Consider the following 14,907-nt stretch of genomic DNA (forward strand, 5'->3'; position numbering starts at 1 on the left):
GGCTCGACGCTCGGCGCCGGGGCCTGGACGTCGGCGATCTCGGCCGGGGCGGCGGTCGGGCGCTTGACGGCCGGCTTGTAGAGATAGCCGGCGGCGATCACCGCGATCAGGCCGGCGGCGGCGAGCCAGGCGCGCGGCTCCTTCCAGCCCGGCTTGGCGCCGGGGGCCATGTGGCCCAGCACCTCGTCGCGATCGAGGACCTGGTGCTTGGCCACCGCGCCCAGGTGCAGGGCCAGCAGCAGATAGGTCGTCTTGACCAGCAGGCCATGGCTGATCTCGCCGGCCTTGTACCAGAGGTGCTTGGGCCCCGTGGCCAGTTCGGGCAGGAACGGCAGGTGCGGCCAGGGGACGGTTCCGTACAGCAGGGTCGGGATGTTCAGCTTGCTGGCCGAGACCATGATCCAGCCGGTGACCGGCAGGCCGATCATGATCACGTAGAAGGCCACGTGCACGATGTGCGAGGCGATCGTCTCCCAGCGCGGCTGCCCGACCGGGTGCGGCGGCGGCTTGTTGAACAGCCGCCAGGCCAGCCGCGCCAGGCTGAGCAGCAGGATGGTGATGCCGATCGACTTGTGCAGCTGGAAGATGGCGTAGGTGGCCGGGCCCTTGGGCTCGTCGCCCATCCGCCAGCCCAGGATGACCTGGAAGATGATGGCGGCGGCGATCAGCCAGTGCAGGATGATCGCCACCGTCGTGTAGCGTTTGCGCGCATCTGGGCGCGCGGGATTCGGAGCGGCCGCCGCCGAGGCGGTCTCGTGGGTCGTCTCGGCGGTCATGGCCGTCCTCGTCTCTGAAGCTTACTGGCTCGGCCGAATCTTACTTCTTCGGATTGAACTCGGCTTCGATCGCCAGGTCGACATCGTCGCTGACCATCGGCACCAGGTGGGTGAAGCCGAAGTCCGAGCGCTTGATCTTGCCGGTCGCCGAGAAGCCCATGATCTGCGAGCCGAACGGGGTCTTGGCGAAGCCGTTATAGGTGACGTCCAGGGTCACCGGCTTGGTCACGCCGCGGAAGGTCAGGTCGCCGGTCAGCTTGCCCGGCTCGACCTTGGTCGAGACGAAGGTGATCTTCGGGAACTGGGCGCCGTTGAAGAATTTCGGGTCCGTGCCGATTTCCTTGTCGAAGTCCGGCAGGCCGGTGTCGACCTTGGTCGCGTCGATGGTGATCGACACCTTGGTGGCCAGCGGCTTGGCCGGGTCGTAGGCGTAGGACCCGTCGATGGCGCCCTGGGCGAAGCGGAAGGTGTAGTGCGACGTGCCGAAGTGCGTGACCTTCATGGTCAGGCTGGCGTGGCGCTTGTCGAGCGTCCAGTTGCCGGCCGGAGCCTGGGCCGGATCGGTCGCGACCTGGGCGGAAGCCACGGCCGGGATGGTGACGGACGCGGACAGAAGCGCGCCGGCCAGGATGGCGCCCCTGAAGAGCGAGGGGGCGAAACGGCGGTTCATGAAAGTCTCCAAATTGTTACAGCTGCAGTTGCTGAACCCCCGACTTAAGAAGCTTGGCGTGTAGAAGAAGGGGGCGGGGTTCACGAAGCCGTGATCACCCTCACTTTGCACGCCGGCCGCATGTCTCTAAACGAGGGCCATAAACTCAAGAGTCGAGATCGGAAACGACCATGTCCTACCGCGCGCCCGTTCGTGACCTAGCCTTCACCCTGCGCCATGTGGCCGGCTTCGACAACCTGGCCGCCGCCTTTCCGGAGGCCGACGCCGACACGGTCGAGGCGGTGCTGGAAGCGGCCGGCGTGTTCGCCGGCGAGGTGCTGGCCCCGATCAACCGGGCCGGCGACCTCAACCCCGCCAAACTGGAAAACGGCGTGGTGCGCACCTCGCCGGGGTTCGCCGCCGCCTACAAGGCCTTCGCCGAAGCCGGCTGGAACAGCCTGGCGGCCGATCCCGAGCACGGCGGCCAGGGCCTGCCCAAGTCCCTGGAGATCGCGGTTTTCGAGATGGTCCACGCCGCCAACATGGCGTTCGGCCTGTGCCCGATGCTGACCCTGGCGGCCATTGAGGCCCTGGCCCACCATGGCTCCGACAGCCAGAAGGCCAACTACCTGCCCCGGCTGGTGTCGGGCGAATGGACCGGGACCATGAACCTGACCGAGCCCCAGGCCGGTTCGGACCTGGCGGCCCTGACGACGATGGCCACGCCGGACGGCGCGGGCGCGTACACGCTGAACGGCCAGAAGATCTTCATCACCTGGGGCGACCACGACGTCGCCGACAACGTCTGCCACCTGGTGCTGGCCCGCACGCCCGACGCCCCTCCGGGCGTCAAGGGCATCTCGCTGTTCCTGGCCCCGAAGGTGCTGGTCGACGCCGACGGCAAGCTGGGCCAGGCCAACGCCCTGCGCGTGGGCAGCCTGGAGCACAAGCTGGGCATCCACGGCTCGCCCACCTGCGTGATGCTGTACGAGGGGGCCAGGGCCGAGCTGGTCGGCGAGCTGGGCAAGGGCCTGGCCCACATGTTCACGATGATGAACGCCGCCCGCCTGCAGGTCGGGACGCAGGGCGTGGCCATCGCCGAGCGCGCCTACCAGCAGGCCCTGGCCTTCTCGCTGGAGCGCGCCCAGGGCCGGTCGGCCTGGACGGGCGCCTATCCGGCCCGGCTGTTCGACCATCCCGACATCCGCAAGACCCTGATGCTGATGAAGGCCCGGATCGAGGCGGCGCGTGGCGTCTGCCTGTCGACCGCCGTGGCCGCCGACCTGTCGCGCCACGGGGCCAACGAAGCCGAACGCGCCGCCGCCAAGCTGCGCGAGGAACTGCTGACCCCGATCGCCAAGGCCTGGTCCACCGACATGGGCGTCGAGGTCGCCTCGATGGGCGTGCAGATCCACGGCGGCATGGGCTTCATCGAGGAGACCGGCGCGGCCCAGCACTATCGCGACGCCCGCATCAACCCGATCTACGAAGGCGCCAACGGCATCCAGGCCATCGACCTGGTCGGCCGCAAGCTGATGCTCGGCGAGGGCCAGGCGATCGGCGACCTGATGGACGACATGCGCGACACCGTCGAGGCGATCGAGGCCGCCGGCGACCCGGCCCTGGACCTGGTGGCCTCGCGGCTGAAGACCGCCCTGGACGCCGCCAGCGGGGCCACCGCCTGGCTGATCGAGCGCCGGGCCCGGGCCATGCCGGACGCGCTGTCCGGCGCGACGGCCTATCTGAAGCTGCTGGGCGACGTGGTCGGCGGCTGGATGCTGGCCAAGGGGGCGCTGGCGGTGTTGGCCATGGAAGGCGGCGACGCCGACTGGAAGGCCGTGAAGATCGCCCTGGCGCGGGTCTACGCCCAGAACGTGCTGGCGGGCGTACCCGGCCAGGCGGCGGCGGTGACGGCGGGGGCGGAGGATCTGGCGGCGGTGACGGCGGAAGCGCTGGGGGCGTGATCAAAAAAGGCGGCGGAGTGATCCGCCGCCTCTCAAAAATCACGTCATCCCCCGACTTGTTCGGGGGACCCAAGCGGCGCCAACCGATAGTCCTCGATCAACTCTGCTTGGGTCCCCCGCATAAAGCGGGGGATGACGAAATTGGGTTGTGGCTGAACAGCCCCTACAGCTGGCCCAGCATGTAGTCGGCCGACGACACCTTGAACTCACCGCCCTCTTCGACGTTCAGCGTCTCGACCACGCCGTCCTTGGCGATCAGCGAGTAGCGCTGCGAGCGCAGGCCCATGCCGAACTTGCTGCCGTCGAACTCCAGGCCCAGGGCCTGGGTGAAGGCGCCGTTGCCGTCGGCCAGCAGCAGGACCTCGTCGGTGATGCCCTGGTCGGCGGCCCAGGCCTTCATCACGAAGACGTCGTTGACCGAGACGCAGGCGATCGCATCCACGCCCTTGGCTTTCAGGTCCGCCGACTTCTCCTTGAAGCCCGGCAGATGCTTGGCCGAGCAGGTCGGGGTGAAGGCGCCGGGCACGGCGAACAGGGCCACGGTCTTGCCCTTGAACAGCTCGTCGCTGGTCAGCGGCGCGGGGCCTTCGGCCGTGAAGGTCATGAAAGTCGCCGAGGGAAGGGTGTCGCCAACCTTGATCGCCATGTGCGGGATTCCTGTTCGTTGAGGGAGCCGATCGGAGATAAAGCCCCGAAGGCCGATCGCCAAGGAAAGGTTGGACTTGAAACCGGCGCCTTCCAGCCTGATCCTCTCCTTATGGACCCGACCCACACTGACCTTGGCGTGAAATCCGAGCCCGCGTTTCTTGCCGGACAGATGCTGGTGGCCATGCCGGGTATCGAGGATCCCCGTTTCGAGCGCGCGGTGCTCTATCTGTGCGCCCACGACGCCGAGCAGGCCATGGGCCTGGCGGTCAACCGCCCGGTCGAGGGCCTGACCCTGTTCGAACTGCTCAACAATCTGGGCGTCCATCCCGACACCGGGGCCCTGAGCGACCTGGTGATGCTGGGCGGACCGGTCGAGCGCGAGCGCGGCTTCGTCCTGCACACCGACGACTTCGTCTCCCCGGACTCCACCGTGCCGGTGGCCGACGGCCTGGCCCTGACCGTCACCCGCGACGTGCTGGACGCCCTGGGCAGCCGGCTGCGGCGGCCGCGCCACGCGATCCTGGCCCTGGGCTATTCCGGCTGGGGCCCGGGACAGCTGGAGCAGGAACTGCGCGACAATGTCTGGCTGATCTGCGAGGCCGACGAGACCCTGCTGTTCGGCGACGACTACGAGAACAAATGGACCCGCGCCCTGGCCAAGATCGGGATCACCGCCGATCACCTGTCGGCTCAATCGGGGCGGGCCTAGGCGGCGAAACCCCTCCCCGCCGCAACCTTCGCTTTGGATGAGCGTTTAATGGGGTGATGCAAGTCGCGGCGCGCCGCGCCGGGGCCTCCGCATCCATCACGGGAGCAGGCCCATGCGCCAGCCCAGTGCTATTCCCCTCACCCTCTTCTTCCTCGTCGCCGGCGTGGGCGCGGCGATATCCTGGCCGTTCCGCGACGACGCCACCACGGCGGGCGCCCTGATGGCCATGTTCGTCGTCGCGGCGACCTTGCTGGCGGCGGCGATCAAGGTCGCCAGCCAGTGGGAACGGGCGGTCGTCCTGCGCCTGGGACGGTTTCGCGCCCTCAACGGCCCGGGCCTGTTCTGGATCATCCCGATCGTCGACGTCATCCCCTACTGGATCGACGTCCGGGTGATCACCTCCACCTTCAAGGCCGAAAAGACCCTCACCAAGGACACCGTGCCCGTCGACGTGGACGCGGCGCTGTTCTGGCGGGTGGTCGATCCGCAGCGGGCGGCGCTGGACGTCGAGGACTACCACAGCGCCATCGCCTGGGCGTCCCAGACCGCCCTGCGCGACGTCATCGGCAAGACCGTGCTGGCCGCCATGCTGGAGGGTCGCGAACAGATCGGCAAGGAACTGCGCAGGATCATCGACGAACGCACCGAACCCTGGGGCGTCGAGGTCATCTCGGTGGAGCTCAAGGACGTCCTGATCCCCGAGGCCCTGGAGAACGCGATGTCCATGCAGGCCCAGGCCGAGCGCGAGCGCCAGGCCCGGATCATCCTGGGCGATTCCGAACGCCAGGTGGCCGAGAGCTTCCAGGAGGCGGCCCGCGGCTATGCGGGCAATCCCACCGCCCTGCACCTGCGGGCGATGAACATGCTCTACGAAGGGCTGAAGCAGAACTCGACCTTCGTCATCGTGCCCAGCACGGCGCTGGATTCGATGCAGTTGGGCGGCATCGCCGGCCTGGCTCGCGAACCGGTGGTCGCGCAGGTTCCGGTCTCGGCGGCCGCTCACTAGTCCGGCCGAAACGCCGCGGCGCGGGTCGTCGACATCGTCGCGATTCGACGCCGCGGAAGCGCGTCCGGAGCCCACGCTGCGGCCAATCTTCGCGTCCGATCAAACACTCACGGCAACGCTTGCATTCCCCGGAATACGGGCTTTTCATTCTTAAGCTGGGTTCAGGTCTGCTGTTCGTTCGCGCGGGCAGGTGACCCCTGGCTGACGCTCATGACCTCCCTGCGCGTGATATCGCCGGACGTGGAAAACTGGGCCCCGCGGCGCCGTGAGCCGTCGCCCGCGCGGCCCCCGCTTCCGATCCTCTCGCTGTCGATCGCCGTCCTTTTGGGGCTCTACGGCATGCAGTTGATGCTCAGCGAGGCGCGCGACGTTTCGCCGGCCGTCCCTTCGGTTCGCGAGCCCGAACGCTTCGAACCCGATCCGCCGCCGACGTCGGCGCAGCGCCTGAAGATCGTCCTGACCCCGTCGGCCGCCATCACCACCCATCCCGAGACCTGGGCCGTGCTGCCTACCGCCCTCGACGGCCCGGTGGTCGCCACGCCCCTGGCCGACCCCCGCACGGCGACGCAACAGGCCGCCGCCTGCCGCGAGGCGCACGGCATGGCCACCCAGATGGTCTGCGTCGATCCCATGCTGGCCGCCGCCGACCGTCAGGCCTCGGACGCCTACGAAGCGGTGCTGGCGGCGGGTGCGTCGCAAGCCGCCCTGGGGCGGTCGCAGGCGCGCTGGATGCTGGTGCGGGAGGCGGCGGCGCGGTCTTCGCCGGAGGATCTTCTGGCGGCCTATCAGGAGCGGATACGGCGCCTGCGGGCGACCGCGACGGCGCTGCTGTTGCAGGATGAGGCGCTCACGAACCCTCCCCCCGAGAGCGAGCCGATCGTCCGCCCATCGGCGAGCCCCGTGAAGGCGGCGATCACGCCACCGTCGGCGGGCCCTGTGAAGGCGGCGATTGCGCGGCGCCCGGCGCGCCTTGTGAAGGAGACGATCGTGCGGCGACCGGCGGGCCCTGCGAAGGAGACGATCGTGCGACGGCCGACGCGCCCCGCGAAGGAAGTGATCGCGCGGCGACCGGCGGAGGAGAAAATGGGCGTGAGGGGGTCCCGTTCCCCCCGGTCGCCTTCGGCGACACCGCCCCCACGGAAGAAGGCGTCGGGAGTGTCTAGCCCCGCGCCTTCACCGGCGCCGCGCCGTCCACATAGGCCTCATTGAGATAGACCTCGGCCTCCTGCGGCGACAGGGCCGGCGCGTAGCCGAAGCCCTGGCCGTAGTCGCAGCCCAGCGACTGCAGGGCCCGGGCCATCTCGGCGTTCTCGACGCCCTCGGCGACGACTTCCAGGTCCAGGTCCTGGCCCAGCTTGACCACCGAGCGGACGATCTTGGCCGAGCCGGCGTTGGCGCCCATGGTCCGCACGAAATAGCGGTCGATCTTCAGCGTGTCGAACGGCAGACGGGTCAGGTAGGACAGCGACGAGAAGCCGGTGCCGAAGTCGTCCAGCGCCAGGCCGGCCCCGGCGTCGCGCAGGGTCTTGAGGATCACCGCGGCCCGCTCGGGGTCGCGCATGATGTCGCTCTCGGTGACTTCCAGCTTCAGCGCGCCGCGCGGCAGGCCGTTCTCGCGCAGCACCTGGGCGACGTCCTGCACCAGGCCCGGACGGTCGATCTCGCCGGTCGACAGGTTGACGCTGACGGTCAGGGCGCCGACCGCCGGGTGGCTGGCGCGCCAGGCGGCCAGTTGCCGGGCCGAGGTGCGCATCATGTGCTCGCCCAGCTCGCTCATCAGGCCCATTTCCTCGACCAGCGGCAGGAACTCGTCGGGCGGCAGCATGCCGCGACGCGGATGGATCCAGCGGGCCAGGGCCTCGAAGCCCGACAGGGCGCCGGTCGACAGGCGCACCACGGGCTGGAAATAGGGAGTGATCTCGCCGCGGCCGATGGCCCCGCGCAGGTCGGCCTCCAGGGCCAGGCGCGACAGGCCGTCGGTCTCCATCGAGCGGCCGTAGGCGGCGGCCCCGCCGCGTCCGCCGGCCGCGGCGGCCTCGACAGCCAGCTCGGCGCGGCGCAGCAGTTCGGCCGCCTCGGGGGCGTCCTCGCCGCCCTCGGCCGCCACGGCGCCGATCGACAGGGTGGGATGGATGTCGAAGCCGGCCACCCGCAAGGGCTGCTCCAGCGACGCGCGCAGCAGCTCGGCCGGCTCGAAGCCGGTGGGGTCGCACAGCACCGCGAACTCGTCCTCGCCGATCCGGCCCAGCAGGGCCTCGGACGGGAAGGCGGCGGCCAGGCGCGAGCCCAGGGCGGCTAGCACCAGGTCGGCGCGCTCGTGGCCCAGGGCCTCGTTCAGGCGGCGCAGGCGGTCGACGTCGGCGACCACCAGCTCGTGGACACCAGGCCGCGCCAGGCGCTCGCGGGCCTGGGCGATGAAGCTCTTGCGGTCGAGCAGGCCGGTCAGGCTGTCGCGCTCGGAGGCGGCGAACTTGGTCTCGGGCACCGCCACGCCGGCGGCGCGCACGCCGTCCTCCAGCCAGACGCCGCGCCAGATGCAGGTGCCCGCGCCGCGCAGGCGCAGGCGGGCGACGATCTCGCTGCCCGGCTCGCGGACCTTGAGGATGTCTTCGGCCTGGGCGCGGTCCTGGGGCAGGGTCAGGGCGCGGAAGGCGGCGGAGGAACAGTCGGGGGCCAGCGGCCCCATGCCCAGGGCGCGCGCCGCGCCGTTGACCCGCAGCCGGTCGAGCTCGGGCTCCCAGAGCCACAACGCCACCTCGGCGGCGCCCAGCGCCTCCAGCGTGGCCGTGGCGTCCCAAACGCGTCGCTGACTAATCTTAAACGACATGCCCTGATCCCGCGCCCGAGGGCGCAATGTCCGGGCCCGCGCTAGGATTCCTCCCCGAAGGGTAAGACCGGCCTAAACAGCCGGAGGGGGCGCGACCATCCCGAACAGACGATGATCTCGCCATTCGCCGTTAATTTTCAGATAAGCGGGCGCGTATCCCTCCTCGACGAAGCCAGATTTCAGCAAAAGCGCCGCCGACGGGCCGTTTTCCGGCATGCAGGCCGCCTCCAGCCGATGGAGCGCCAGCTCGCCGAACGCGAAGGCGATGGTCGCCTTGACCCCGTCCAGCATGTGGCCGCGGCGGGCGTGGGGCTGGCCGATCCAGTAGCCCATCACCGCGCTCTGGGCGACGCCGCGGCGGATGTGGAACAGCCGGACGCCGCCGATCAGCGCCCCGTCGTCGCGGCGGAACATGAAGAACGGAAAGGCCTCGCCGGTCTCCAGCTCGCGGGCGTAGGCGGCCAGCCGGGCGCGGAAGGCGGTCCGGGTCAGGTCGTCCTCCGGCCAGGTCGGCTCCCAGGGCCGCAGGAACGGGGCCGACTGGGTGCGCAGCTCCGACCACGCCTTGTAGTCATGCAGCCTGGGCAGGCGCAGGAACACCTTGTCGCCCTCGAGACGCGGGCCGGGATCGGTCTGGAAAAGGCGAAGGAAGGCGGACAAGACAGGTTCCTGGGCAACACCGCACCTTTGAGCCTCCCGCGCCGCAAGACAAGAGGGCGGTCTCGCCAAGCGCGCCCCGGCGAAGGATCAGTAGCTTCGCCCGTCGGTCTTGCGCACCGGCACGGCGCCCAGGTCGAAATCCTCGAACAGGCGGGCGTTCAGGCTGATGCGGGGGGCGTCGTAGTCGACGACGCCGTTCTCGAAGCTGGGGAACTGCGAAAAAGTGCCGCAGCCGCAGACCCCGCAATGGTGGTGCGTCCCGAAATAGCCGCCCCACTGATAGGTCGAGACCCGGTCGCGGGCCGTCGTCAGCTTGAACTGGTCGGGCGTGTAATAGGCCCACAGGGCGCCCCGCTTCGAGCAGAACGAGCAGTTGCAGTCCGACACCCACTCCGGAGCGTGGGTGACTTCGAACTGGGTCGCGCCGCAGTGGCAGCGGGCCTTGAGGGTCATGGGAGAACTCCGTTCGGTGGGACGATGCGGCGTGTCTAGCGCCACCCTGCTGACAGCCTGCTGTCAGCAACGGGACCAGGCGTTGTCGCCACCGATCCGCTCGGGTTAGGAATGAACGCCGTTCTCACGAGGCCTTGAGATGAACCTCCACACCCTGGCGATCCCGACCTTCACCCAGATGCTGCGGGCCCTGTCGGCCCAGTTGGACAAGGGGGTCGAGCTGGCCCGCGCCAAGGGCTTCGAGCCTTCGGTGCTGCCGCAGTCGCGCCTGGCGCCCGACATGTTCCCGCTGGCCGCCCAGGTGAAGTTCACCTGCTTCCAGGCCAGCGACGCGGTGGCCCGGCTGACCGGCCAGGCGCCGCGGGTCATGCCCGGGGACGAGACCACGATCGAAGGGCTGAAGGCCGTCATCGCCGGGACGATCGCCGACCTGGAGGCCACGCCCGAGGCGGCCTTCGCCGGCGCCGAGGATCGGATGATCGAGCTGAAGATGGCCAACGGCCTGATCTTCGACATGAACGGCCTGCAGTTCCTGCGCGACTGGTCCCTGGCCCAGTTCTATTTCCATCTGGTGACCGCCTACGACATCCTGCGCCACAACGGCGTGCCGCTGGGCAAGCCCGACTACGTCCCCCACGCCCTGCCCTATCTGCGCCCGGGGACGGCGCCGGGCGCCTGACCACCGCCATGCCCGCCATTGCGGCCTGCGCACAACTCTGCGTAGACTCTCAAGTTCAGGCTATCGCCACGCACATCGGTTTTTGACGACCCAACGAGTCAAGGGCTTGCCGTCATGAACAAGCGGATCGACGCTCCGGCGTTCAGGAATTCCGACTTTCTGTCCGGTGGCGGCGAAATGGCGGAGCTGATCGCCGCCAGCGACTGGTCGCAGACCCCTCTGGGCCCGATCGAATCCTGGCCGCAGAGCCTGCGCACGACGGTGAGCCTGTGCCTGGCCTCGAACTTCCCGATCAACATCATCTGGGGCCCGCACTACAACCAGATCTATAACGACGGCTATCGGGTGATGTGCGGGGCGGCCCACCCCCAGTCGCTCGGCGAGCCCTATGACGTGACCTGGGCTTCGGCCTGGCCGGCCATCGGCGATCCCTTCCATCAGGCCCGGGCGGGCGCGACCTCGTTCCTGGATAACCAGCGGATGTTCCTGTTCCGCAACGGCTATCTCGAGGAAGCCTTCTTCACCTTCTCCCTCAGTCCGATCCGCGACGAAAGCGGCGGTGTCGGCGGCGTCTTCCTGCCGGTCATCGAGACCACGGCCAGCACGCTGTCGGAGCGACGGACGCGGTTGCTGCGCGACCTGAACGCGCGATTGGGCGAGGCGCGCACCACGGCCGAAGTCTACGCCCGCGCCATCGAGACCTTCGCCGAGCACCCGTTCGACCTGCCGTTCGTGCTGCTCTACGAAGCCGGTCCGGACGCCGAGACCTATCGCCTGGTCGGTCATGTCGGCCTTGCGGCGGAAACGGCCGGCGCGCCGGCCGTCCTGTCGTCGGCCCCTGGCGAGCCCTGGCCGGTGGCGGCGCTTTGCGAGACGCGCGAACCGATCCTGCTGGAGGATGTTTCGGCGCGTCTGGGCGGAGCGCCTTGCGGGCCCTACGAGGAGCCGCCGGCCATCGGCCTGGCCTTTCCGATCTTCGTTCCCGGTTCGCCACGACCGACGGCGCTGCTCATCGCCGGCGCCAGCCCGCGATTGCCGTTCGACGCGCCCTATCGCGATTTCCACAGCCTGCTGGCGGCGGCCCTGGCCGCGGGCCTGGCCAATGCCAAGACCTTCGAGGAAGAGCGCCGCCGCGCCGAGATGCTGGCCGCCCTCGACCAGGCCAAGACCGCGTTCTTCTCCAATGTCAGCCATGAATTCCGCACGCCGCTGACCCTGATGCTGGGGCCGATCGAGGACGCCCTGGACGAGGCCGCCGGCCTGCCGCTGGCCCAGCGCGAGCGGCTCGACGTCGCCCATCGCAACGCCCAGCGCCTGCTGAAGTTGGTCAATTCCCTGCTCGACTTCTCCCGTGTCGAGGCGGGCCGGATCCAGGGCCGCTTCGAGCCGACCGATCTTGGCGCGCTCACCGCCGAGCTGGCCAGCAACTTCCGCTCCGCCTGCGAGCGGGCCGGCCTGGCGCTGGTCGTCGACTGCGAACCGTCGATGGCGCTGGTCCATGTCGACCGGAACATGTGGGAGAAGGTGGTCCTCAACCTGATCTCCAACGCCTTCAAGTTCACGCTCGAGGGACAGATCACCGTGGCCTTGCGCACCGTCGCGGGTTTGGGGGCGGGGGCGGAGGCGGTCGAGCTCACCGTCAGCGACACCGGCCTGGGCATCGCCGAGGCCGAACTGCCTCGGGTCTTCGAGCGCTTCCATCGGATCGAGGGGCAGAAGGGCCGCACCCACGAGGGCACCGGTATCGGCCTGGCCCTGGTCGATGAGCTGGTCAAGCTGCATGGCGGCGCCGTGGGGGTGCGCAGCCGCCTGGGCCAAGGCTCGACGTTCCAGGTGACGATCCCGCGGGGGACGGCCCACCTGCCGCCGGAACGCCTGTCGGCCGCAGGCGTCCCGGCCTCCACCACCGTGCAGGCCAGCGCCTATGTCGCCGAAGCCTTGCGCTGGTTGCCCGACGCCGACCTCCAGGGGCATGAGGCCACCGAAGCGACAGCCCCGATCGACGGCCAGCCGCGCGTGGTGCTGGCCGACGACAACGCCGACATGCGTGGCTATGTGAAGCGGCTGCTGGAGGATGGCGGCTACCAGGTCGAAGCCGTGGCGAACGGCCAGGCGGCGCTGGCCGCCGTCCAGCGGGGACCGCCGCCCGATCTGGTGCTGAGCGACGTGATGATGCCCGAGCTCGACGGGTTCGGCCTGCTGGCCGCCCTGCGCGCCGACCCCGCCCAGGAGGGCCTGCTGGTCATCCTGCTGTCGGCCCGGGCCGGCGAGGAGGCCCGGGTCGAGGGCCTGGCGGCCGGAGCCGACGACTATCTGGTCAAGCCGTTCAGCGCCCGCGAGCTGCGCGCCCGGGTGGACGGCGCCGTCAAGCTGGCGCGACAAAGGCGCGAAGCGGCCAAGCGAGAGCAGGATCTGGGCGCGCGACTGGTCGCGGAGCAGGGCAAGGCCGCCCTTCGCCAGACCCAGCAGCAGCTGGAATTCGCGCTCGACGCCGGGCGCCTCGGGAGCTGGGAATTCGACGTCGCGTCCGGGATGTTCTCTTCATCCGCCCATGCCCGCGCGATCTTCGGGCTTGGCCCGGACGATCCGTTCGAGCGCCTGGAAGACGTCGTCGCGCGGGTTCACCCCGATGACCGCGAGCGGCGCCAGGCGGCGATCGATCGGACGCTCTCCACGGGAGAGGATTTCGAGATCGAATATCGCACGCTCAAGCCGGACGGCCGGATCGGCTGGATTCTCGCGCGCGGCCGGGCGGCGTTCGAAGATGGAAGCGCCGTGCGGCTGGCGGGCATCTCCCTCGACATCACCGCCCGCAAGTCCGCCGAACAGCGCCAGCAGCTGCTTCTCGACGAAGTCGACCATCGTGCGAAGAACACCCTGGCCAGCGTCCAGTCCATCGCCATGCAGACGCTGCGGCACGCCGAGCATCCCTCGACCTTCACCACCGCCTTCGTCGAGCGCATTCAGGCCCTGGCCCGGGCCCACGAGCTGTTGACCGAGGCGTCCTGGCAGGGCGCGGCCCTGGCCGACGTCATCGATCGCACCTTGAAGGTTCACGCGCCCCCCGGCTCGGGTGCGCGGGTCTCGCTGTCGGGGCCGGCGGTTCGACTGGGACCCAACGCCGCCGTCACCCTCAACATGGCGTTTCACGAGCTGGCGACCAACGCGATCAAATACGGCGCGCTGTCGACGCCGGACGGCCGCGTGGACGTCGAATGGACAGCCGACGCCGGAGCGATCACCATAAACTGGCGGGAGTCCGGAGGACCGAAGGTGGCGGTCCCGTCGCGGCGCGGCTTCGGTTCGCGATTGATCGAGCAGGCCCTGGCGCGGGAAATGGACGGCGAGGCCCGATTGGTCTTCCTGTCGGAGGGCCTGTGGTGCCATCTTCGCCTGCCGCTTTCGGCCAAGCTGAGTCTGGTGACGTGAACGCGATGACCGCTTCCTTGACCGGCGTCCGGCTGCTGCTCGTCGAGGACGAGGCGATCGTGGCGATGATGATCGAAGCGATGCTGACCGATCTTGGCTGCGTGGTGGTCGACGTCGCCGCCACCCTGTCGCGGGGCCTGGCGCTGGTCGACAGCACGGCCGGCGCGCTCGACGCGGCGGTCCTCGACATCAATCTGGGCGGGGAGAAGGTCTATCCGGTCGCCGAGCGGCTCGCGGCCGGCGGCGTGCCCTTCGTGTTTTCCACCGGCTACGGGCTGGCGGGAATCTCGCCCGACTTCGCCGACGTGCCCGCCCTGGCCAAGCCCTATACGCCCTACGCCCTGGAGCAGGCCCTGCTGTCCGTTCTGGGCGCCGCGCCATCCAGGACCCAATAGGACCAGGACCGATCGCCGGCGGCGAGGATGACGGCCAGAACGAAAAACGCCCCCGGACCGGGGTCCGGGGGCGCTTCGTGTAGCTCGGCCGATAAGGCTTAGGCGGCGGCCGCCTGGGTCTTGACCAGCGACTTGGTCAGGATGCCGATGGCGGCTTCGCGGTCGATGCGCTCGATCGCGGCCACTTCGCGGGCCATGCGGTCCAGGGCCGATTCGTACAGCTGGCGCTCCGAATAGGACTGTTCCGGCTGGTTCTCGGCGCGGTGCAGGTCGCGCACCACCTCGGCGATCGAGATCAGGTCGCCCGAATTGATCTTGGCTTCGTATTCCTGGGCGCGACGCGACCACATGGTGCGCTTGACGCGGGCCCGGCCCTTCAGGGTGGTCAGGGCCTGGCTCACGACATTGCCCTCGGCCAGCGGACGCAGGCCGGCCGTCTTGGCCTTCTTGGTCGGAACGCGCAGGGTCATCTTTTCGTGGTCGAAGGTGATGATGTAGACCTCGAGCGACATCCCGGCCACTTCCTGGGTCTCGACGCCCTGGATGCTGCCCACGCCGTGCGCGGGATAAACGACGTGATCGCCGACCGAGAATTCCAGACCGCTCTTGCTCATTCGTTCGTCCTCAATAAGTTCGGGCCGGGGCCCAAAACACCATTCCACTCAGGCTTCCAAAGGGTGTCCAAACGGCGATAAGGACCCGACCGCGAAAG

Annotated in this window: 14 protein-coding genes; 7 read left to right on the plus strand and 7 right to left on the minus strand. The window is 69.3% G+C overall.

The window, feature by feature from the left end; all coding sequences use genetic code 11:
* Nucleotides 1-776: cytochrome b (locus tag PMI01_RS06460; protein WP_007665839.1), on the minus strand; the 776-nt coding region annotated here is incomplete at its 3' end.
* Between the two features lie 40 nt (nucleotides 777-816).
* The gene (locus tag PMI01_RS06465; protein WP_007665840.1) at nucleotides 817-1,446 is read right to left on the minus strand and encodes a YceI family protein; all 630 of its coding nucleotides are present in this window, start codon (nucleotides 1,444-1,446) and stop codon (nucleotides 817-819) included.
* A gap of 170 nt (nucleotides 1,447-1,616) precedes the next feature.
* Here PMI01_RS06465 and PMI01_RS06470 point away from each other — a divergent pair, with 170 nt between their 5' ends.
* Nucleotides 1,617-3,389: an acyl-CoA dehydrogenase gene (locus tag PMI01_RS06470; protein WP_007665841.1), complete on the plus strand. Its 1,773-nt coding sequence runs from the start codon at nucleotides 1,617-1,619 to the stop codon at nucleotides 3,387-3,389.
* A gap of 163 nt (nucleotides 3,390-3,552) precedes the next feature.
* Here PMI01_RS06470 and PMI01_RS06475 read toward each other — a convergent pair whose 3' ends face one another.
* Nucleotides 3,553-4,035 (minus strand): peroxiredoxin, encoded by a 483-nt coding sequence (locus tag PMI01_RS06475; protein ID WP_007665842.1) that lies wholly within the window; start codon nucleotides 4,033-4,035, stop codon nucleotides 3,553-3,555.
* 111 nt (nucleotides 4,036-4,146) lie between these two features.
* On the opposite strand from PMI01_RS06475, the gene PMI01_RS06480 reads away from it, so the two are divergent.
* The 3 genes from PMI01_RS06480 to PMI01_RS06490 all read left to right on the plus strand — a co-directional run bounded on the left by PMI01_RS06480 (nucleotide 4,147) and on the right by PMI01_RS06490 (nucleotide 6,961).
* Nucleotides 4,147-4,746, plus strand: coding sequence for a YqgE/AlgH family protein (locus PMI01_RS06480; protein WP_007665843.1), 600 nt, complete (start codon nucleotides 4,147-4,149; stop codon nucleotides 4,744-4,746).
* 112 nt (nucleotides 4,747-4,858) lie between these two features.
* Complete coding sequence (locus tag PMI01_RS06485; protein ID WP_007665844.1) at nucleotides 4,859-5,752, plus strand: slipin family protein; 894 nt, start codon at nucleotides 4,859-4,861, stop codon at nucleotides 5,750-5,752.
* A gap of 210 nt (nucleotides 5,753-5,962) precedes the next feature.
* On the plus strand, nucleotides 5,963-6,961 hold the full coding sequence (locus PMI01_RS06490) for a hypothetical protein (RefSeq protein WP_007665845.1): 999 nt from the start codon (nucleotides 5,963-5,965) through the stop codon (nucleotides 6,959-6,961).
* On the opposite strand, the gene PMI01_RS06495 is transcribed toward PMI01_RS06490, so the two are convergent.
* The 3 genes from PMI01_RS06495 to PMI01_RS06505 form a co-directional block, all read right to left on the minus strand.
* A complete protein-coding gene (locus PMI01_RS06495; protein WP_007665847.1) occupies nucleotides 6,912-8,579 on the minus strand; it encodes a putative bifunctional diguanylate cyclase/phosphodiesterase in 1,668 nt (555 codons plus the stop codon). The genes PMI01_RS06490 and PMI01_RS06495 overlap by 50 nt on opposite strands.
* Nucleotides 8,580-8,651: 72 nt before the next feature.
* On the minus strand, nucleotides 8,652-9,239 hold the full coding sequence (locus PMI01_RS06500; protein ID WP_007665848.1) for a GNAT family N-acetyltransferase: 588 nt from the start codon (nucleotides 9,237-9,239) through the stop codon (nucleotides 8,652-8,654).
* 87 nt (nucleotides 9,240-9,326) lie between these two features.
* Complete coding sequence (locus tag PMI01_RS06505; RefSeq protein ID WP_007665849.1) at nucleotides 9,327-9,692, minus strand: GFA family protein; 366 nt, start codon at nucleotides 9,690-9,692, stop codon at nucleotides 9,327-9,329.
* Between the two features lie 139 nt (nucleotides 9,693-9,831).
* Here PMI01_RS06505 and PMI01_RS06510 point away from each other — a divergent pair, with 139 nt between their 5' ends.
* The 3 genes from PMI01_RS06510 (at nucleotide 9,832) to PMI01_RS06520 (ending at nucleotide 14,195) form a co-directional block, all read left to right on the plus strand.
* Complete coding sequence (locus PMI01_RS06510) at nucleotides 9,832-10,371, plus strand: DUF1993 domain-containing protein (protein ID WP_007665850.1); 540 nt, start codon at nucleotides 9,832-9,834, stop codon at nucleotides 10,369-10,371.
* Between the two features lie 114 nt (nucleotides 10,372-10,485).
* Entirely contained in the window at nucleotides 10,486-13,800 is a 3,315-nt protein-coding gene (locus tag PMI01_RS06515) for an ATP-binding protein (protein WP_007665851.1), read from the plus strand.
* 5 nt (nucleotides 13,801-13,805) lie between these two features.
* The gene (locus PMI01_RS06520; protein ID WP_007665852.1) at nucleotides 13,806-14,195 is read left to right on the plus strand and encodes a response regulator; all 390 of its coding nucleotides are present in this window, start codon (nucleotides 13,806-13,808) and stop codon (nucleotides 14,193-14,195) included.
* A 98-nt stretch (nucleotides 14,196-14,293) separates the two neighbouring features.
* Here PMI01_RS06520 and PMI01_RS06525 read toward each other — a convergent pair whose 3' ends face one another.
* On the minus strand, nucleotides 14,294-14,809 hold the full coding sequence (locus PMI01_RS06525; protein WP_007665853.1) for a CarD family transcriptional regulator: 516 nt from the start codon (nucleotides 14,807-14,809) through the stop codon (nucleotides 14,294-14,296).
* Between the last annotated feature and the right edge of the window lie 98 nt (nucleotides 14,810-14,907).

The sequence above is a fragment of the Caulobacter sp. AP07 genome (assembly GCF_000281955.1).
In the GTDB taxonomy this organism is placed as follows: domain Bacteria; phylum Pseudomonadota; class Alphaproteobacteria; order Caulobacterales; family Caulobacteraceae; genus Caulobacter.